Origin of the sequence: Arcanobacterium phocae, from assembly GCF_900105865.1 — a bacterium.
Taxonomy (GTDB): domain Bacteria; phylum Actinomycetota; class Actinomycetes; order Actinomycetales; family Actinomycetaceae; genus Arcanobacterium; species Arcanobacterium phocae.
In genome coordinates, this window is the sequence record NZ_LT629804.1 from 1,002,490 (window position 1) to 1,022,502 (window position 20,013).

A 20,013-nucleotide genomic window follows, 5' to 3' on the forward strand; every position below is an offset into this window, starting at 1 on the left:
ATGAACGCCCCAACGGTTGCCGATATTCAGCGCATCGGTGCGGTGATTGCACAGCAGGCACAACCTGGAGATCTAGTTATGCTCACTGGTCCATTAGGGGCAGGTAAAACGACGATGACGCAGGGCATCGCGCGCGGTCTTGGCATTACTGAAGCAGTTTCCTCGCCAACTTTCGCGATTGCTCAGGTCTATCATGGGCAACGGTTAGATCTGGTTCATGTTGATGCTTATCGATTGAACTCTATTGAAGAAGTAGACGCATTGGACCTTGATTCTTCGCTCGAAGAATCGTTGACTGTAGTTGAATGGGGAACAGGCAAAGCAGAGGTACTTTCTGACGAACGTATCGAAGTGTTTATCCAGCGGCCGCAAGGATCAGACGCCGGATTAGAACCAGAAGATCTGTTCGCGGACGCGCCACGTGTTCTCAAAATCCAAGCATATGGAGAGCGCGGTGTTTCACTGCAACAGCGTCTGGCTGATGAAATTCCAGAGGCTTCGTGGGAAAACACGGCCGAGTAATGAGAACCTATCGTACCCTTGGCTCATGGGTGGTTGCTTTTGTTTTCGTCGTCGGAATCATATGCGGACTGCCCAGCATGGCGTCTGCAACGTCAGATCGTAGCTCGCCAATAGTACCCAGCGAGCCAACTGCGGAAGAACAAGAGTGGTTTACGACTATCGGTACCGACCTCATGCGAGCCAAAGCCAGCGAAACGTTCGGTGAAGATCTCGGTGCTGATCCGGAACTACTGAGCTTAGGCACTGCACATCATGTCTTTGAACTCAGGCAAGATAGAGAATCGATCCGTAAACCCGAGACTGCGTTTGAAGAATCAACCATGTGGTTGGCGCCGGTCTATAAAGACACTAATGCTGTGGGAGCGCTTATTACGGAAGGTAACGGGGTTGCGCGACGTGCAAACACGAAAGTCGTGGCGGATCCTCGGTTAGCTACTGAAGCTGCTGCATGGCCCAATGATACGGCGAGTATTCTAGTATATGACGCGCAGCTCAAGGCTTGGTTTGTTTTCCGCGACGGCATGATTGAGCCTGGCGATAGCGTCGGATCTGGTTATGTTCTTGGAAGTATCGCGTTCGATATGTTCATGGAGCATCGCAAGGATTTTATTAATGCCGATGTCACAGCCACGGAAATTCCAGCAAAAAGCTTAAGTCCAAGCGTAGAAAATACACAGATGACTCTCGCCAAGATCATCATCGTTTCCGCAATACTTAGTGGCTTGGCGATATTTTCGGTTGCATGGTTGCGCTGGGATCAAAATCGAAAACAACAGGGGAGCAGGGAGCCGGAATCTGCGACCGAGCAGGTACATACGCCGAGTAAGAATAGGTGGGATCCATTCGCTAAAGCACGGCTTCTCATTCATCCCCAAAAACAATCTGCAGACAATATTTACGAAGGACAAAAATGACGACATATCTCACGATTGATACGAGTGCTACTGTCAATGTTGGTGTTGCTGATTGGCAGCTGGGAGTAGCAAGCCGGGTGGCATTTGAATCGTCTTCGGAAAAGCGCCATCATGCAGAATTGCTAGCGCCCATGGTGAAGTCGGTTTTGGCTACCGCACAGATTGACCGGCCGGACGCCATCATTGTTGGTACCGGTCCGGGAGCGTTTACTGGTTTGCGTGCTGGTTTAGTCACTGCTCGAGTGCTTGCACGAACATGGGATGTGCCGATGTACGGATTGTCTTCGTTAGATATTATGGCATTAGCAGCCGTGGATCAGGGAGCGCAAGAAATTTTGTCCATGATTGATGCGCGTCGTAAAGAAGTATTTGTTGCGACTTTTAGAGCGATGGGTGGCGACGACGTCGACGTACTTACTGCACCAGATATTCGCAAGCCGGATGAGCTAGTAGATGAACTAGGGAAGACTCCAGCTGTGGTGGCAGTCGCCGAGTCTGAGTTGTACGCCCATATCGGAGGTAAACGCGTCAATGTTAGTTTTGAGCCAACGGTGATGGTTCGCTTACTGCATTCGCGAATGGCACGAATTGAAGCTGGGGAATCCCTCTCATTGAATACTGAGCCGCAGTATTTGCGCCGGCCAGACGTGCATGGTGGGGCACACGCCCAGCCGGCGGCCAAGGGCAATCCCTATAGTGCAAACTGATTATGCGTGACTGATTAATGAATTCTTGTTTTCAGCCCAATGACGCATTCCCATCAACAATTGCTGGGTTTGATTTGCGTCGTGCGCCAGTTTCTTGGGCGGGACGAATAGCAGATTTTGATCACCAGACTTTTGCACGTGATGCCTGGCCAAGTAAGGTTTGGGAAGACGAATTATCCGCTAGCTATCGAACGTATCTGGTGCTATCTGAGCCTCCCGGTCCGCTACAGTCGCTGGGGTCGATTGTTGGCGTTGGGGGAGTGGCGTATGTTGATGATGCAGAGATCCTCACTATTGCTGTTTCTCCTCGCTATCAGCGGCGAGGCATCGGAAGTCGGTTGCTAGAAATCTTGCTAGATATCGCAGCTTGCCACGGCGCCCGGCGGGTGTTTCTCGAAGTGCGAAGCAAAGACGAAGGCGTGCAGAAAATGTATGCGAAAGCCGGCTTCCAAGAGATGAGCAGGCGCAAGCACTACTACTCGGATGATGATGCAGTAGTTATGCTTCGCGAAACGTAATTTCGTGCTTAAAGAGTTGCATATATATTTACGTCACTTTTTGGTTGTGTGTCGATAGTCCTTTGTGTTGGTATCTCGCGGAAAATTCGATGCCAGTAGGAGATAGTATGCGTAGCTGGTATCCTCATCTGGGATTTTTGCTACTTAAGACCCGACTTTTGACGGATTGTTTTGCTATCTTCGAGACGTGGCTAAATCAACATCTGTAGAAATTAGAGGTCGCAAGACCACAGTGGCACTTAAAGTGCTCATGGCTGTGACCGGCTTGTTTATTGTTCTCTTCCTACTCTTCCATGCATTCGGAAACTTTAAGATGTTCCTGGGCGCAGAAGAGTACAACCATTACGCAGACTGGCTCAAGCATGGTCTGCTCTACCCGATCCTGCCAAAGTTATGGGCATTGTGGATCTTCCGGTTAACTTTGCTGTTCTGCATTGTGGCTCATATGTACGCGGCTATTAAGCTGTGGAAGCGTGGTACGCAAGCTCGTGGACGCGAAAAGTACAAGGTGAATTCCGGTTCTAAGGTTGGCGTAAAGTACTCCTACACTGCTGCTACCATGCGTTTTGGTGGAGTCATTATTGCCCTGTTCGTTATCTTCCATATCTTGCAGTACACCGTTCTTGCTCTCCAGCCTGGCGGTGAATACTCAGCGCACGATCCGTATCACAACATGATTTATGGATTCTCGGTCTGGTGGGTATGGCTAATTTACTTCATCGCTCTCGGTTCGATTGCCCTCCATGTCTCGCACGGCGTGTGGTCAGCTCTCGCAACATTGGGTCTGAATACTCGTCGTCGTGAGCATGCTTTCAAAATCATCGCCATCATTGTAGGTTTGGCTATTTTGGTTGGTTTCATGACGCCACCAACTGCCATTCTGCTTGGCTTCATCGCTGCTTAAGGGGTATGAGATCATGACTGAAACTTTGATCGAAGGCCTGTACCGCGCAGGCGAACCAATCGCGGATACCAAAGCGCCAACTGGCCCAATTGGGGATAAGTGGGAACAACGCAAGTTTAATGCACGGCTTGTGAACCCAGCTAACCGTCGCAAGCTGAACGTCATTGTCGTCGGCACCGGTCTTGCCGGTGGTGCTGGCGCTGCTTCGCTCGGTGAAATGGGATATAACGTCAAGGCGTTCTTCTACCAGGATTCAGCTCGTCGAGCACACTCGATTGCTGCTCAGGGCGGAATTAACGCGGCGAAGAACTATAAGAACGATAACGATTCGACCTATCGTTTGTTCTACGACACCATCAAGGGCGGCGACTACCGCTCCCGTGAGACCAACGTGTATCGACTGGCTGAAGTCTCGGCTAACATTATCGATCAGTGTGTGGCTCAAGGCGTTCCGTTTGCTCGTGAATACGGTGGTTTACTTGATAACCGCTCGTTCGGAGGCGTTCAGGTTTCACGTACGTTCTACGCGCGTGGCCAAACAGGTCAGCAGCTGTTGATTGGTGCGTACCAAGCGTTGATGCGCCAGGTCAAGGCAGGTACCGTTGAGGCCTTCCCGCGCCATGAAATGGTTGAATTGATCGTCATTGACGGTCGTGCTCGCGGTATTGTCGCTCGTGACATGGTCACTGGCGAAATCGAAACCCACTTGGCTGATGCTGTTGTGCTGGGTACTGGCGGTTATGGAAACGTCTTCTTCTTGTCCACTAACGCGATGGGATGTAACGCAACTGCTATTTGGCGTGCACACCGCAAGGGTGCCTACTTCGGCAATCCGTGCTTCACCCAGATTCACCCAACCTGTATTCCGCAGCATGGTTCTTCGCAGTCTAAGCTCACCTTGATGTCTGAGTCGTTGCGTAACGATGGCCGTATTTGGGTACCGAAGAAGGCTGAGGATTGCAAGAAGGATCCACGCGATATTCCAGAAGAAGATCGCGATTACTACCTCGAGCGTATCTACCCAGCGTTCGGAAACCTTGTTCCTCGAGACATTGCTTCGCGTCAGGCAAAGAATATGTGTGACGAAGGCCGTGGCGTTGGTCCAGAAATCGACGGCGTGGCACGTGGTGTTTACCTCGACTTCTCGGATGCTATTAACCGTATGGGCAAGGATGTTGTTTCTGCTAAGTACGGCAACTTGTTTGATATGTACAAGCAGATTACTGGTGACGATCCATACGAAGTACCAATGCGCATTTATCCTGCAGTCCACTACACTATGGGTGGTTTGTGGGTAGATTACGATCTGCAGTCATCGATCCCAGGTCTGTTTGTTACGGGCGAGGCTAACTTCTCTGACCACGGTGCAAACCGGTTGGGCGCGTCCGCGCTCATGCAGGGTCTTGCTGACGGTTACTTTGTACTCCCGAACACTATTAACGATTACTTGGCTGATGGTCCGTTTGAGAAGATCAGCGAAGATCATCCAGAGGTAGTTAAGGTACGTCAAGAAGTCGAAAAGCAGATCGAATTCTTTGTTAACAACAAGGGCACCCGATCAGTTGATTCCTTCCATAAAGAACTTGGCCATATCATGTGGGAATACTGTGGTATGGAGCGTAGCGAGGAAGGCCTAAAGAAAGCTATCGGTATGATTCGAGAGCTACGTAAGGACTTCTGGCAGAACGTTCGCGTTCCAGGCGATCCAGATGAGTTGAACCAGTCTTTGGAGAAGGCCGGCCGTGTCGCTGACTTCTTCGAACTAGGTGAGCTTATGTGTATCGATGCTCTCCATCGTCGGGAATCCTGTGGTGGTCATTTCCGCGCTGAATCCCAGACCGAGGAAGGCGAAGCACTTCGTGATGACGTTAACTTCGCTTATGTCGCCGCCTGGGAGTGGGGTGGAGAAGACGGAGCACCAATTCTCCACAAAGAAGATCTGAAGTACGAATTCGTCGAGATGAAGCAGCGGAGCTACAAGTGAAAATCAATCTTGAATTTTGGCGGCAAGACGGCCGTGGCGATCAGGGTCATTTCGATACCCATACCCTCGCCGATGTCGATGAGACAGCATCTTTCTTGGAGATGCTTGATCAACTAAACGAAGAACTCTTTGCCAAGGGCGAAGAGCCAGTTGCATTCGATTCTGACTGCCGTGAAGGTATCTGTGGACAATGTGGCATCGTTATTAACGGCGACCCGCACGGCCCATTGGTGACAACCACCTGTCAGCTTCATATGCGTTCCTTCAAGGACGGTGACACCATCACTATTGAGCCTTGGCGTTCTACTGCGTTCCCGGTCCTCAAGGATTTGGTTGTAGATCGTTCTGCGTTGGATCGCATTGTGCAAGCTGGTGGATACATCTCCGTTAACACCGGTGCGGCCCCAGATGCACACGCAGTACCAGTTCCTAAAGACCATGCAGATCGTGCTTTCGAAGCCGCTGCTTGTATCGGATGTGGTGCGTGTGTAGCAGCCTGCCCGAACGGTTCCGCAATGCTATTTACCTCGGCAAAGGTTATGCACCTTGGTCTGCTTCCACAGGGACAGCCAGAGCGTCTCGATCGTGTTGTGAAGATGTTGGCTCAGCACGATTCTGAAGGCTTTGGTGGATGCACCAACGTTGGCGCATGTGCAGCTGCCTGCCCGAAAGAAGTGCCGCTTGAGCTTATTTCGATGCTCAACCGTGACTTGATGAAGTCAATGGCACACGGTCGCTGATAGTTAGCTATGACGGGAGGGTCGCAACGCTAGTTGCGCCCCTCCCGTCGTCGTCGGCACAACATGTCCCGAATGTAACAAAGCTCGCCTGAACAACCGTTACCGAATCAACTAAACTAGACGTTGTGAATGAACTGATTTTAGGTATTGAAACATCGTGTGATGAGACCGGAATTGCGCTCGTGCGTGATGGGGAGCTCCTGGCAGACGTAACGGCAACCTCAATGGATGAATATGCGCGTTACGGCGGCATCATCCCCGAAATTGCTTCCCGGGCCCATCTGGAACAATTTGTGCCTACTTTGGATGCGGCACTTGAGAAAGCCGGAGTAGCTTTAGAGGACGTCGATGCTATCGCGGCGACTGCTGGTCCAGGCCTTGTCGGTTCTTTAACGGTCGGTGTTTCAGCTGCAAAATCGCTTGCTTTAGCTTTAGGCAAACCGTTCTACGGGGTGAACCATATTATCGGGCATATCGCTGTTGATCAGCTTGTTCATGGTCCGTTCCCAGAGCGCTTCATTGGTTTAGCTGTTTCTGGTGGACATTCGCATCTTCTTGATATTCGTAATATTGCCACCGACGTCGTCGAACTAGGTGGAACACTTGACGACGCTGCCGGTGAAGCATTTGACAAAGTGGGTCGTCTGTTGGGATTGCCGTACCCCGGTGGTCCGCACATCGATCGGTTGTCCAAGCAAGGTGATCGGAACGCCATCCGGTTCCCGCGTGGTCTGAGCCGGGTCAAGGATAAGGATGTGCACGCCTACGATTATTCGTTCTCTGGCTTAAAGACTGCGGTCGCTCGGCATATCGAGGGCTTGGAAGCGCGTGGTGAGGAAGTGCCGAAGGCAGATATCGCCGCTGGTTTTTCCGAAGCAGTCACTGATGTTCTTTCGCGCAAAGCGTTCGAAGCATGTAAACGCAACAACTGTGACACGCTCGTTATTGGTGGCGGTTTTTCGGCGAACTCGCGTCTGCGCGAACTAGCGCAGGAACGAGCCGAAGAATACGGCGTCACAGTGCGAATCCCACCGATCCGTTACTGTACTGACAACGGCGCAATGATCGCTGCCTTGGGATGGGAGATGGTCCGTAACGGTGTAGAACCGTCACCACTCAATATCACGGTAGACAGCGGTCTAGCCCGCGAAACGACGATTATTCACTGATCGACGTCGAGCTGTTGCTCGTTACTTTCCAGACGCTGGTCGGTGCGTTCAGTGACGATAACTCGGTGCTGTCCGGCGACTGGGGTAGCGATAAGTGTTGCTTGCCCGCTGTGAAGCGGATTTAGTTTCAATTTCTTACGCCATGTGCTCGGATCTAGCTCCGTCCCGCGTTTTTTGATTTCTACGATTCCGATCTCGTGAGCGGCAAGGTAGGCTCGGACTTTCTTGGTATCCAACGGTAACACGTCGCGGATAGCAAATGTTGTGACCAGTGGTGACTCGATAAGGTCGGCGCCGGTAAGGTATGCGATGTTGTGCGAAACTGGTGCAATATTGCGGTCTTCACACAGCCGAGCAATGCCACCAGAGCGAATAACTGCGGGATCTGGCTCATAGATATAGTCGCCAAGAGTCACTGGCGGGACGGTTGGTGATTCCGACGACGTCGTCTCGCTACCAGAATCAAAAACTACGGTGTGACTGCCACGGATGATGCGAGCGCTACGCCCTGGCTGTAGTGCGGCTGAACCGAGCCAGATCACTGCTTCGAGCAGATCGCCGTCGACGCTCGTCCATTCCACGCAGGCGTTGTCGGGTAGCGCGGCATAATCAATGCCGGGAGCAACTTTAATGCCAGCTGCCGGGAACTGTTCGGCAAGACGAAGCGCGGTAGACAATGGGGGAGCCCACTGTTCTGGGTCTGCGATACGTTTACCATTGCTACGACGTGCCGGATCGAGCCACAGCGCATCGGCACTGAAACTTTGTAGGTCCAGTTCACGTCCATCTGCATGAATGACGCGGGCTTCGGGGAATGCGGAAAGATTGAATGTCGCTGCTTGTGCGGCGTCAGCATCGTTTTCCACGGACGTTACCTGTAATCCGAGCCCAGCGAATGCCATCGAATCAGCTCCAATGCCACATCCCAGATCGATGATGTGGTGGATGTGGGCGTTGCGGAAATGTTGGGCATGATGCGCTGCCACTGGAAGCCGAGTGGCTTGCTCCACGCCGTCGCTGGTGAAAATCATTGTTTGTGCAAACGAACCGAATTTTGCGGTGGCTTTTGCGCGTAGCCGGTTTTGGGTGAGGGCGGCCGCAACAAGGTCTGCATGATAGCCGCTTTTGCGTAATTGAGAGGTGAGAGCGAAAACGTCTTGGACTTCGTAAGGTGGAAGCTCGGCGAGAAGACGTTGTCCATCTGGGGTTAGAAGTAGTGGAATCATGCTCATGCCTCTATCGTCTCATGGACAACCGCATTCGCGCATAGCGATTTACTGGCACTCCTTTTGACCGAGTGCTAGTGTGCGCTTTACTCTTGTTAATGGACGTGGAAATCCACGTAGTGCTCGGTTTCGTACACCGCGACGGCGAAACCAGGCAGAAAGCTAGTATTTTCGAGCAAAAGAAGGGGGAGTCGGATGTCCGTCTCCATCAAACCGCTGGACGATCGTATCGTCATCAAGCAGGTTGAAGCAGAAGAAACAACCGCTTCTGGTCTGGTCTTGGTAGATTCTGCCAAGGAAAAGCCACAAGAGGGCGAAGTTATTGCAGTAGGTCCAGGTCGCGTTGACGACAATGGCAACCGGGTTGCCATGGAAGTCAAGGTTGGCGATCTTGTCATTTACTCCAAGTACGGTGGTACCGAAGTCAAGTATGGTGCTGAAGAGTTCTTGATTCTTTCGCAGCGTGACGTCTTAGCAGTTGTCACCCACTGATTAAGATACTGAAAATGTCCCGCGGGCGTGATGCTCGCGGGACATTTTTAATGCCCGTTGTATCAGAACTAGGCTACGTTTCTAGGTAGTTCGGCCGTAGTTTTTAGGCGGTACGGCCGTGGCGCTTGGCGGAAATAATTCGGTTGCGTTCTTCTTCCGAAAGCCCGCCCCATACGCCGTATGGTTCGTGATTTACTAATGCGTATTCACGGCATTCGTCAATGACTGGGCAGGTTTGGCAGATTCGCTTGGCGCGTTCGATACGACGACGGCGTGGACCGCCACGTTCTCCTTCGGGGTGGAAGAAGAATTCGGGGTCCATGTTGTTACAGCTACCGAGTGCTTGCCAGTCCCAGAAGTCTACGAGAGCTCCAGATACATCCTTGATTCGGGCGACCACTAATGTCACGTCCTGTTCATTCTTGCAATTTTCAACTTTATCTACGTTACCAATGAGGCTGGATGTAAAACAAGGGGTTTTATGCGATTTAGTGCCGGGTATAGTGTGGCGTTGATTGCATTGACATGAGAATAGAGTGCTGTCATTGAGTGAATCAGTAAATAGTGATGTGTCGCAATGCGGTCGGGGTTTTCGTGCAGTAGGCAGAACGCGTAAACTTAGAGAATGGTTGACAATCCTTTCGCCTTAATGGGCTTAACGTATGATGATGTTCTTCTTCTCCCTGAGGAAACGGATGTAGTTCCGTCTGAGGTTGACACTACTTCCTATGTGACTCGGGATATTAAACTGAGAGTTCCACTTATCTCAGCAGCTATGGATACAGTGACTGGTTCGCGCATGGCGATTGCTATGGCGCGACTCGGCGGTCTCGGTATTCTTCATCGCAATTCATCTATTGAGGATCAAGCTGCTCAGGTGGCAGAGGTTAAGGCTACCCCAGTTATGCTTGACTGGGATGAAGATACGTCAAAAGCAACAATTGATGAACAGGGCCGGCTTCGGGTCGGTGCTGCGATTGGATATTGGGGTGACGCGTGGGAGCGTGCGGTGGCACTCGCACAAGCAGGCGTGGATATTTTGGTTGTCGATACTGCCAATGGTGCCGCAAAACTTGCATTGGAACAGATCCGCCGAATTAAAGCAGATCCGCAATTTGCTCATGTTCAAATAATCGGCGGAAACATTGCTACTACTGAAGGCGCTCAAGCATTGATTGATGCTGGTGTGGACGCAGTCAAAGTTGGTGTTGGTCCAGGTTCGATTTGTACCACTCGTATTGTTGCTGGTGTTGGCGTACCACAGCTTACTGCCGTGCAACTAGCGGCGCAGGCGTGTGGACCCGCTGGCATTCCGTTGATCGCTGATGGCGGTCTGCAGTATTCCGGTGATGTTGGTAAGGCGATTGTTGCGGGTGCATCTACCGTGATGCTCGGATCGCTGTTTGCTGGAACGGATGAATCGCCAGGCGAGGTAGTCCAGGTTGATGGTCGTCGGTTCAAGGCGTATCGCGGAATGGGATCACTAGGTGCAATGAGCTCGCGTGGTCGTATTTCTTATTCTAAGGATCGCTACTTCCAGGCCGATGTGAAATCTGATGAGAAAATTGTCCCAGAGGGCATCGAAGGCTCAGTACCGGCCAAAGGCCCCGTTGCTTCTGTGGCTTATCAGCTCATCGGTGGCCTCCATCAAACAATGTTCTATATTGGAGCTCACAACATTTCAGAAATGCGACGCGGTCGTTTTGTTCAGATCACTGCTGCTGGTTTACACGAGTCACATCCACACGATGTGCAGAATATTGCTGCAGCACCGAACTATAGTGTGAAATAACTATCGTGAGAGTGGGGCGGTTGTCAGTGAATGGCAGCCGCCCCACTTTTTAGTTGACTAATAAATGATTTTGTCAATACTGTTTGGTGTGATTAAGCCGGGAGTGTATTCTCTAGTTTTGCCTTGAATCAGGGACTATAGTCTTAAGTGCTGTTTTGTATAACTTAACCTTTAAGAAAGAGGGAAACGATGTCTTTGATTAATACTCAGGCTGCCGAATGGGCTGGTTCCGCATACCACAATGGTAGCTTCGTTGAGCTGTCAAGCGAGGACCACAAGGGTCAGTGGGCAATCCTATTCTTCTACCCAGCTGACTTCACTTTTGTGTGCCCAACTGAGCTTGAAGATATGGCTGAGCACTATGCTCAGTTCCAAGAAATGGGCGTGAAGGTTTACTCCTTCTCGACCGATAAGCACTTCTCGCACAAGGCGTGGCATGAGTCTTCAGAGCGTATCGGCAAGATTGAGTTCCCAATGGTCGGTGACCCAACCTGCGAAATCGCTGAGGCATTCGATACGCTTCGTCCGGGCCAGGGCGCAGCTGACCGTTCCACCATCGTTATCGATCCAGATGGTGTCATCCAGTATGTCGAAACTACCTCTGAGGGCGTTGGCCGTAATGCAGAAGAGCTTCTTCGCAAGGTCAAGGCTGCTCAGTATGTCTACAACCACCCAGGTGAGGTTTGCCCAGCAAAGTGGGAAGAAGGCGAAGAAACGCTAGCTCCATCGTTTGATCTTGCAGGAAAGCTCTGATGTTTCTCGATTCTAATACGATCGCTCAGCTTAACGGGCTGGTAACAAACATCAAGGTCCCGATCCGGTTTGAAGCGTCACTTGATGATTCAAAGCGCTCGGGGCAGATGCGGGAAATGCTCAATCAGGTTGCCGAGTTATCGCCCTTGATTGAGTTTGTTGAGGTGGCGAACGAGCGCACGCCGTCGTTCGCTATCGCACGAGTTGATTCGGATGTGTCAGTTCGTATCGCGGGTCTGCCTATGGGCGAGGAGTTCTCAAGCTTTGTGCTTGCTCTAGTCCAGGTTGGCGGACACCCTGTTCGCGAAGATGAAGACCTGATTCAGTCGATTAAAGAGTTGACTGAACCACACGAGTTCGTAACCTACATGTCGTTAACGTGCCAGAACTGTCCAGCAGTTGTCCAAGCGCTCAACGCTATGGCGGTTATTAATCCACTGATTAAGCACACGGCTGTTGAAGGCGGTGCTTTCCAGGATGAAATCAACGAGCGTGGCATCAAGGCCGTTCCGGCAGTGTACATGGATGGCGAGCCTTTTGGTCAAGGCCGGATGAGCTTGGCAGAAATTGTTGCCAAACTTGATTCTAATTCTGGTACCAAGCGGGCTGAGAAGCTCAACGCGGTTGATCCGTTCGACATGTTGATCGTCGGTGGCGGACCTGCAGGTGCTTCGGCAGCTGTCTATGCGGCGCGTAAGGGATTGCGCGTTGGCGTAGCTACGGCAAATGTTGGCGGTCAAGTTTTGGATACCGCGTCAATTGAGAACTTGACTGTTCTCAACAAGATTGGCGGTACCGAGCTTGGCAGTGAACTCAACCAGTCGATGGCTCATTACGGGGTAGAGATCATGTCTGGTCTCAACGCGGTAGCGTTGCATGACAAAGACGAGAATTCTTTGTTTGCCGTTGATTTCGACGGCGATGTGACTCTCCGTGCTAAGTCTATTGTGCTAGCAACTGGTGCGCGGTACCGCACTACCGGTGTCCCGGGCGAAGCTGAATACCGCAATAACGGTGTGAGCTTCTGTCCGCATTGCGACGGTCCGTTATTCAAGGACAAGCCAGTAGCGGTTATTGGCGGTGGAAACTCTGCTATTGAAGCTGCTATTGATCTTGCCGGGATTTGTACCCATGTAACGGTGATCGAAATGATGCCAGAGCTTAAGGCAGATGAAGTTCTGTTGGATAAGCTAGCTTCATTGTCTAATACCACGGTTGTTACTTCAGCAGCACTGCAGTCTGTTGAGGGCGACGGGACGGATATGACTGGTGTGACTTACCGTGATTCGGCTGGGGAAACCCATGCAGTTGAAGCAAACGGTATGTTTGTTCAGATCGGACTGATCCCGAACGCAGAATGGTTGGATGGAACGCTCGATCTTAACCGTGGCGCAGTAGTCATTGACGGCAAGAATGCCACGTCGATGCCTGGTGTGTATGCTGCGGGAGACGTTACCGATATTCCATACAAGCAAGTCTTGATTGCATTAGGTGCAGGAGCGAATGCGTCGTTGGGTGCGTTTGATTATCTGATTCGCCATTGATATTCAGACTAGATTGCTTCCTATGGCAGGCTAGTGAGGCTCGGCTACAATGTGTAGCCGAGCCTCACTGCATTCCGTATGAAGCCGTCTCACGTTATTTGGTAACTGGCCAGGGAAGTGGGCCAGCGATGTGTTGCCCATGACGGCTGGCCATGTATTGCTGGAATTCGGTATATGTTTGCTGTTGTAGAGTCATCAGGTGCGCGAGGGAATCCTCGGCTAGTTCCGGGTAGCGGCGTAACATTGCGCCGAGAACACGTAACGTTGCTAAGACATCAGCTTCAGCGTTGTGGAAGGAATCATCCGCAGCAACACCGTAATGGTTAGCTAAGTTCTCGAGCCGGCGTTTTCCGCGACGGTAGCGATCGACTGTGCGATCTAGAATGTACGGATCTATTACTGGGCCAACTTCGTGTCCCAATCGCTCTGCCATAGTTGTTAGACCATGACGCTCAAGTTCGCATTCCATCAGCGTCAGATCATAAGCAGCATTAAACGCCACAATAGGATGCCCAGCAGTCATATGGTTGCACAGAAGATCCGCTACATCATTAAGAACTTTTGCCACCGGTTCACCTTCCCGGCGTGCTTGTTCAGTAGAGATACCATGAACATTTTGAGCCTGCAAAGGAATCTCTACTCCCGGATCAGCTAGCCAATAATGCCGAGTGACCCCTGCTGAGTCAACAATGACCACTGAGGCAGTGACTAACCGTTCGGCAGTAGGATCCACACCAGTTGTTTCGGTATCAAACCCAACCATTGGTTGCGATGTCCACATTGTATTCTCCAAATCATATGTTTCAGTTGTTACTGCCCATCATACTGAGTAGGTCCGACATACTTTTAAGTCAGCTAGTAATCATCTCCATCAGCACGGATGCTGGTAGTCTTAGATACGTGGCAGAAATTGAGATTGGCCGCGGAAAACGCGCCCGAGTAGGTTATTCATTCGACGATATTTCCATTGTTCCTTCGCGGCGAACTCGCGATGCGAATGATGTATCGGTTTCTTGGCAACTAGATGCCAATCTTTTAGACATCCCCGTTATGAGTGCTCCAATGGATTCGGTAACGTCTCCTCAAACTGCAATTGCACTTGGAAAACTAGGCGGGGTAGGGGTTCTTGACCTTGAAGGTTTATGGACTCGCTATGAAGATCCGCAACCGCATTTCGATGCGATCGCAAATGCTGAACCGAATTACGTTACTAAACTGATGCAACGTATTTATCGCGAGCCAGTTAAGCCAGAGCTGATCCGCGCACGCCTTGATGAGATCCGCAGTGCCGGCGTCGTCGTCGCGGGAGCACTCTCCCCACAACGTACCCAAGAGCACTGGCGTACCGTCGTCGACGCTGGGGTAGATCTGTTCATTATTCGCGGAACCGTGGTTTCCGCAGAACACGTTTCCTCGAATCGGGAACCATTGAACCTGAAACGTTTCATCTACGAACTCGACGTTCCAGTGATCGTCGGTGGAGTCGCGTCTTATACCGCAGCTTTGCACCTGATGCGCACCGGAGCAGCCGGAGTTTTGGCCGGGTTTGGCGGCGGCGCAACCAGCGCGAACGTTCGAACCGCAGGAACGACAGTCCCGATGGCATCAACAGTTGCCGACGTCGCAGCCGCTCGTCGCGAATATATGGACGAAACTGGTGGACGCTATGTTCACGTCATCGCCGATGGTCAGGTTTCGCATTCTGGCGACTTGGTGAAAGCCATTGCGTGTGGTGCCGACGGCGTTATGCTCGGTACCGCACTTGCTCGCGCGGACGAAGCCCCTGGACAAGGATTCCACTGGGGCGGGGAAGCCTACCATGCTCGGTTACCGCGTGGTGAACGAGTCCACGTCGGTACCGCCGGCCCACTCGAGAAACTGTTATTCGGTCCGGCTACGGATGCCAAAGGTACCACTAATCTTATTGGTGCACTGCGTCACTCAATGGCTATGACTGGATACTCGGATGTTAAAGAATTCCAACGAGTAGAAATCACTGCTCGCGCGTAAGAAAACCAACGGTGGACGAATGCCCTACATAGGGCAATAGTTCCCGCGTTAAAATGTCAAATGTCGCGCCAACAAGGGCGCTAAACAAGGAGGTTGACATGACCGAATACCGCATCGAACACGACACAATGGGTGAAGTGCGAGTGCCGGTTGATGCTTTGTACCGTGCGCAGACACAGCGTGCAGTTGAGAACTTCCCAATTTCGGGTAAGACTCTCACACCAGCACACGTACATGCATTAGCAGAAATTAAGCGTGCCGCAGCTCTAGCTAACCTGGAGCTTGGCACACTCGACGAACAGCGTTCTGCCGCTATCGTTGCTGCAGCTGACGAAGTCATTGCAGGAAAGCATGATGATCAGTACCCAATTGACGTGTTCCAGACCGGTTCGGGTACGTCGTCGAACATGAACACCAATGAAGTGTTGTCTACTATCGCAACGAAGGCTTCGGGTATCGAAGTTCATCCAAACGATCACGTCAACTGCTCGCAGTCTTCTAACGACGTATTCCCATCGTCAATCCACATTGCTGCAGTTCAGGCAATCAATACCCACCTGTTGCCAAAGCTCGATGTACTTGCTACCTCGCTGGAAGGCAAGGCAGTAGAGTTCAAGAAGATCGTGAAGTCGGGACGCACCCACTTGATGGATGCCACCCCAATCACCTTGGGCCAAGAATTCTCCGGCTACGCTGCACAAGTTCGTCTTGGCATCGAACGCGTCAAGGACGCCTTGCCGCGTCTAGCCGAGCTTCCACTTGGTGGTACCGCTGTTGGTACTGGTATCAATACGCCTGCTGGTTTCTCGGCCCGCGTGATTGAGCTTATTGCCGAGCACACCGGTCAGCCATTCGTTGAGGCAGCTAACCACTTCGAAGCACAGGCTGCACAGGATTCTCTCGTAGAGACGTCCGGTGCATTGCGTACCATCGCAGTTTCCTTCGTTAAGATTGCCAACGATCTGCGCTGGATGAGCTCTGGTCCGCGTACTGGTCTGGGCGAAATCCACCTCCCAGATCTCCAACCAGGCTCGTCAATCATGCCAGGTAAGGTTAACCCAGTTGTTCCAGAAGCAACAGTCCAGGTAGCTGCCCAGGTTATTGGTAACGATGCAACCATTGCATTTGCTGGTGCACAAGGCAACTTCGATCTGCTCGTGATGCTTCCAGTTATGGCTCAGAACTTGCTCGAGTCCATCGAAATTTTGGGCAACGTCGCAGAAACTTTGGCTAAGCGTACGGTTGACGGCATCATTGCCAACGAAGACCGTTGCTTGCAACTAGCTGAGTCTTCGCCGTCGATTGTGACCCCGTTGAACCGTCACATTGGGTACGAGCACGCTGCAAAGATTGCAAAGCATTCGGTAAAGAACAACATGACAATCAAGGAAGCTGTTCTTGACCTCGGCTTCGTTGAGCGTGGTGAAATTGATGAAGAGACACTTAATAAGGCTCTCGACGTCACCACAATGGTGGGCGAATTCTAAGACTAGAATTTCGCAAGCTAAAACTGGGGTGCTCCAAGTATGGAGTGCCCCAGTTTTTTGCATATATTGCAGAATTAGTCAGAAAAATAAGTAAATATTACACGATTTTGCAGGTTTGAGTTCATTGCCGTGAAAATCGAACTACAAGATTTGTTTAATGAAATAATGACAGCTGTAGGAACGCATAATTGTTGTTTTACAAGAGATATGCGTTGATACTTGCACATCAATGGCGATGTGTGAAGCACTATTAAACGCAAGGGAGCGTGACATATGAAACACCGTTCGTCGTGGAGTTCTGCCTGTGCACTACTTACAGCAGCGTTTGTTTCTGCCGGTACTCTGACTCCGGCATTCGGTGAAGAACGAGTGGCGTATGACTATACGCCACTAAACCAAACTCAAATGAAAGCGGTAACAACCGATTCAGTGGCTACTAATGAAGGTAGTAACGGGCCGATAAATCTCGTCCTGGATAATAATAAAGACACTTATTGGCATACAGCATACGGTAACGGAAGAGTAGACCCATTGCCGCATTCTTTTGTCATAGATCTCGGACAAGATGTTCTGAATCTTGGCCAGGTGACGCTGACTCCACGCCAGTCCTCAAATGGCTCAGGGCGGGTAGGTAAATATAGTATTGAAACATCTGTTGATCCTAGGTGTAGTGCTGAGGCGACTGTTGCGAGCGCTGAGTTCCAGGAGGCTACGAGTGGTCAGCAGGAAGCTGGTCAGGCATATGATCCGGCAAACCTTGTTAATCTGGTTGTCAATTTTGATCCGCGTCCGGCCCGGTGTGTTCGAGTAATTTACAATTCGTCATGGGGCGGGAATAGTCAACCGGAAAACGTTGCTACGTTGGCTGAATTCAATGCTGCGACGGCTGTAAAGAGTTCCGAACAGCCGGCACCTGAACCACCTACTCCTACGCCGGAAGATAAACCTGAAAAGCCTGGAATTGTCACAGTCGATTCATATGATACGCAGACGTGGCGTAACCCTTCAGACACCCCAGCGTGGCCATTCCTAGATAAAGACGGGCAATTCCGCTATTTACATGCGGCTGCATTGTATGGAGAAAAGCAGGCGCGCCACTGGCAGTTTTTTACTGGGCCGAATATGGATCGTATGAACGCTGATAGTGAACTTAACTCTGCTGGAACCAATGCAGATACTACGCTTTTGTGTAACACCAGCCCAACTGGTCGAGAATCGTCATTTGCGCCTTCGCGCAATCATTATTCTCAACGAAACTTTTGCGATTTGATTAATGTATGGGTTGATCCGGATACTGGTGATTGGTACGGCTTAATCCATAACGAGTTCACTCCGCAGCCTTTTGCCGATGGCCTCCATTTTGATTCGATTGACTATGCGGTCTCTCATGATCAGGGAAAGCATTGGGCAATACCGGGTCATGCTATAACCTCTCCATATAGTACTGTTCGTGGAGATGACCAAGCTTTCCCGGAGCAAACGTACTATTACGGTGACGGCGATCCGCGTTTGTATGTAGATTACAGCTCTGGCTACTTCTATGTTTTTTATGGTTCGCGTGTTGTCAATAAGCGAGGGTCTTGGGTGACATTCCATGAGCATGTTGCGCGCGCCCCGATTTCTGGGAAGATGAAGACTGGTACATGGCAAAAATGGTACAACGGCACGTGGAAGGAGCCTGGAGTAGGTGGTAAAGAATCGAACATGGTTCCCGTTTCTGATGGAAACCCGAACGGTTACACTCCAGTAGAAAAAGAATATAATCCAAATAACCGGGGCACTGCGCAACAGCAAGTCGCCACGGGACTTATGCCGGATACTTCTCCGTTGTTTGTTATGGACGTTACCTACAACGCCTATTTAGGTCTATACATTGCCCAACCTCAGCATAAAGACCAATCTGGAAGAGCTTCGCAAGAGTACTATGCGACAGACAATCTTGCTACCCAGAAATGGGTGAAGATAGGTGACACTGGTAAAGCTTATTACAGTGCTTCTTGGTATCGCTGGTTCCTTGATTCGGCAAATAAAACGAATAGTTCTATAGTCGGAAAGAACTTCCGTGCATACTGTTCATTCGGATGTAAAGATAATCGGGTTGCGGACCTGATCAACCTGTCTGTCGAAGTGGAAAAACCATATAAGCCGATCGACACCTCTAAGGTTTACACTATTGCCAATGGCAGTGGCCAAATGCTCAAGGTATCGTCAGATAACGCGTCTTTAACTACCGGATCTAAAGCAGAAGAGAACAATGGTACTTGGGTGTTTAAGGATCTCGACGACGGATCGTACATGATTCTTTCCGCATCTGGGAAGGCAATTGGAGTGGACTCGTCCAGCAATGATGGGCGGGCGTGGGATGCGCCAATAAAACTGAGTACCGCTGACCCTAAAGATGTTGGACAGCAGTGGTTTGCTATCCCGTTAGTTGATCAAATTAGTGGTGAAAAAACTGCGACATTACGGCTTGTTAATCGTTACAGCGGTTTGACGCTGGCGATGGGAGATAGCTCGGTAGCAACGGCTCCGCAACGCTCATGGGACCAAGATACAGGTGGCGTTACCCGTTACATGAAAGTTAACGATCAAGCCTTGACTTTAAGCGAATTTATTAAGGAAGAGCCGGAGCCTGCGCCTCAGCCGGAGCCGGAGCCTGCGCCTCAGCCGGAGCCTGAGCCTGCGCCTCAGCCGGAGCCTGCTCCTCAGCCGGAGCCGGAGCCTGCTCCTCAGCCGGAGCCTGAGCCTGCGCCTCAGCCGGAGCCGGAGCCTGCTCCTCAGCCGGAGCCGGAGCCTGCTCCTCAGTTAACGCTGGATAATGTGAATGTAAAGCAAGGAGAGAAGCTGACACTAAGAATAGAGGGCCTAAAGGCTGATGAAATTGTTAATATCGCAGTTCATTCTGATCTGATGCAATTAGGTACTCTCAAGGCTGAGAAAGATGGTACTGCTACATTTACATGGAGTGTTCCGAAAAACTTTAAGCCGGGTACACATCATTTCGAAGTTAAGCGTGCAGAAGACGTAGAATCTCTCTCGATAGCGTTTATAGTCCGAGACCGTGGTACTTTGATCCCTACCGTGCCTCAGCCAATTGCTCAGCGCCAAGAGGAAAAGACAGCTGATGGCCGGAACGGCTTAGCACATACTGGCATTTCGATTGCTGGACTGCTAGCTGTCAGTGTCGGCCTAACAGGCGCAGGGATAGCGATAGGACGCAAGAAAGAATCATACGCCTGATTAGAATGGAG

Annotated in this window: 18 protein-coding genes; 15 read left to right on the top strand and 3 right to left on the bottom strand. The window is 51.0% G+C overall.

What is annotated here, in order from left to right; genetic code table 11:
- From tsaE to tsaD, 8 genes are all read left to right on the top strand, one after another.
- Nucleotides 1–522 (top strand): tRNA (adenosine(37)-N6)-threonylcarbamoyltransferase complex ATPase subunit type 1 TsaE, encoded by a 522-nt coding sequence (gene tsaE / locus BLT51_RS04400; protein WP_231943898.1) that lies wholly within the window; start codon nucleotides 1–3, stop codon nucleotides 520–522.
- Complete coding sequence (locus tag BLT51_RS04405; protein WP_091280330.1) at nucleotides 522–1,436, top strand: hypothetical protein; 915 nt, start codon at nucleotides 522–524, stop codon at nucleotides 1,434–1,436. Before tsaE ends, BLT51_RS04405 begins: the two co-directional genes overlap by 1 nt.
- Entirely contained in the window at nucleotides 1,433–2,143 is a 711-nt protein-coding gene (gene tsaB, locus BLT51_RS04410; protein WP_091280332.1) for a tRNA (adenosine(37)-N6)-threonylcarbamoyltransferase complex dimerization subunit type 1 TsaB, read from the top strand. Before BLT51_RS04405 ends, tsaB begins: the two co-directional genes overlap by 4 nt.
- A 17-nt stretch (nucleotides 2,144–2,160) precedes the next feature.
- Complete coding sequence (gene rimI, locus BLT51_RS04415; protein WP_091280335.1) at nucleotides 2,161–2,661, top strand: ribosomal protein S18-alanine N-acetyltransferase; 501 nt, start codon at nucleotides 2,161–2,163, stop codon at nucleotides 2,659–2,661.
- 187 nt (nucleotides 2,662–2,848) lie between these two features.
- The gene (locus BLT51_RS04420) at nucleotides 2,849–3,565 is read left to right on the top strand and encodes a succinate dehydrogenase cytochrome b subunit (protein WP_157672895.1); all 717 of its coding nucleotides are present in this window, start codon (nucleotides 2,849–2,851) and stop codon (nucleotides 3,563–3,565) included.
- A gap of 13 nt (nucleotides 3,566–3,578) precedes the next feature.
- A complete protein-coding gene (locus BLT51_RS04425) occupies nucleotides 3,579–5,549 on the top strand; it encodes a fumarate reductase/succinate dehydrogenase flavoprotein subunit (RefSeq protein ID WP_091280339.1) in 1,971 nt (656 codons plus the stop codon).
- Nucleotides 5,546–6,289 (top strand): succinate dehydrogenase/fumarate reductase iron-sulfur subunit, encoded by a 744-nt coding sequence (locus BLT51_RS04430; protein ID WP_091280342.1) that lies wholly within the window; start codon nucleotides 5,546–5,548, stop codon nucleotides 6,287–6,289. Before BLT51_RS04425 ends, BLT51_RS04430 begins: the two co-directional genes overlap by 4 nt.
- A gap of 125 nt (nucleotides 6,290–6,414) precedes the next feature.
- Entirely contained in the window at nucleotides 6,415–7,458 is a 1,044-nt protein-coding gene (gene tsaD, locus BLT51_RS04435) for a tRNA (adenosine(37)-N6)-threonylcarbamoyltransferase complex transferase subunit TsaD (protein ID WP_091280343.1), read from the top strand.
- On the opposite strand, the gene BLT51_RS04440 is transcribed toward tsaD, so the two are convergent.
- Complete coding sequence (locus BLT51_RS04440) at nucleotides 7,452–8,684, bottom strand: class I SAM-dependent methyltransferase (protein ID WP_231943899.1); 1,233 nt, start codon at nucleotides 8,682–8,684, stop codon at nucleotides 7,452–7,454. The two genes, tsaD and BLT51_RS04440, sit on opposite strands and share 7 nt — an antisense overlap.
- A 195-nt stretch (nucleotides 8,685–8,879) precedes the next feature.
- Between BLT51_RS04440 and groES the strand changes: the two genes are divergently transcribed.
- Nucleotides 8,880–9,176, top strand: a complete 297-nt coding sequence (groES, locus tag BLT51_RS04445) for a co-chaperone GroES (protein ID WP_091280346.1) — start codon at nucleotides 8,880–8,882, stop codon at nucleotides 9,174–9,176.
- Nucleotides 9,177–9,279: 103 nt separating this feature from the next.
- Here the strand turns inward: groES and BLT51_RS04450 are convergent, their stop codons facing one another.
- Complete coding sequence (locus BLT51_RS04450) at nucleotides 9,280–9,576, bottom strand: WhiB family transcriptional regulator (protein WP_091282568.1); 297 nt, start codon at nucleotides 9,574–9,576, stop codon at nucleotides 9,280–9,282.
- Between the two features lie 225 nt (nucleotides 9,577–9,801).
- Between BLT51_RS04450 and guaB the strand changes: the two genes are divergently transcribed.
- From guaB to ahpF, 3 genes are all read left to right on the top strand, one after another.
- Nucleotides 9,802–10,968 (top strand): IMP dehydrogenase, encoded by a 1,167-nt coding sequence (gene guaB, locus BLT51_RS04455; RefSeq protein WP_091280347.1) that lies wholly within the window; start codon nucleotides 9,802–9,804, stop codon nucleotides 10,966–10,968.
- Between the two features lie 189 nt (nucleotides 10,969–11,157).
- A complete protein-coding gene (gene ahpC / locus BLT51_RS04460; RefSeq protein ID WP_091280350.1) occupies nucleotides 11,158–11,721 on the top strand; it encodes an alkyl hydroperoxide reductase subunit C in 564 nt (187 codons plus the stop codon).
- On the top strand, nucleotides 11,721–13,265 hold the full coding sequence (gene ahpF, locus BLT51_RS04465; RefSeq protein ID WP_091280353.1) for an alkyl hydroperoxide reductase subunit F: 1,545 nt from the start codon (nucleotides 11,721–11,723) through the stop codon (nucleotides 13,263–13,265). Before ahpC ends, ahpF begins: the two co-directional genes overlap by 1 nt.
- A gap of 94 nt (nucleotides 13,266–13,359) precedes the next feature.
- Here the strand turns inward: ahpF and BLT51_RS04470 are convergent, their stop codons facing one another.
- Nucleotides 13,360–14,046 carry an exonuclease domain-containing protein gene (locus BLT51_RS04470; RefSeq protein WP_091280356.1) on the bottom strand — a complete coding sequence of 229 codons (687 nt, stop codon included), beginning with the start codon at nucleotides 14,044–14,046 and terminating at the stop codon, nucleotides 13,360–13,362.
- Between the two features lie 119 nt (nucleotides 14,047–14,165).
- On the opposite strand from BLT51_RS04470, the gene BLT51_RS04475 reads away from it, so the two are divergent.
- The 3 genes from BLT51_RS04475 (at nucleotide 14,166) to BLT51_RS04485 (ending at nucleotide 20,002) form a co-directional block, all read left to right on the top strand.
- Nucleotides 14,166–15,275, top strand: a complete 1,110-nt coding sequence (locus tag BLT51_RS04475; RefSeq protein ID WP_091280359.1) for a GuaB3 family IMP dehydrogenase-related protein — start codon at nucleotides 14,166–14,168, stop codon at nucleotides 15,273–15,275.
- 98 nt (nucleotides 15,276–15,373) lie between these two features.
- Nucleotides 15,374–16,762, top strand: coding sequence for a class II fumarate hydratase (locus tag BLT51_RS04480; RefSeq protein ID WP_091280361.1), 1,389 nt, complete (start codon nucleotides 15,374–15,376; stop codon nucleotides 16,760–16,762).
- 273 nt (nucleotides 16,763–17,035) lie between these two features.
- On the top strand, nucleotides 17,036–20,002 hold the full coding sequence (locus BLT51_RS04485) for a discoidin domain-containing protein (protein ID WP_091280364.1): 2,967 nt from the start codon (nucleotides 17,036–17,038) through the stop codon (nucleotides 20,000–20,002).
- Nucleotides 20,003–20,013 lie beyond the last annotated feature (11 nt).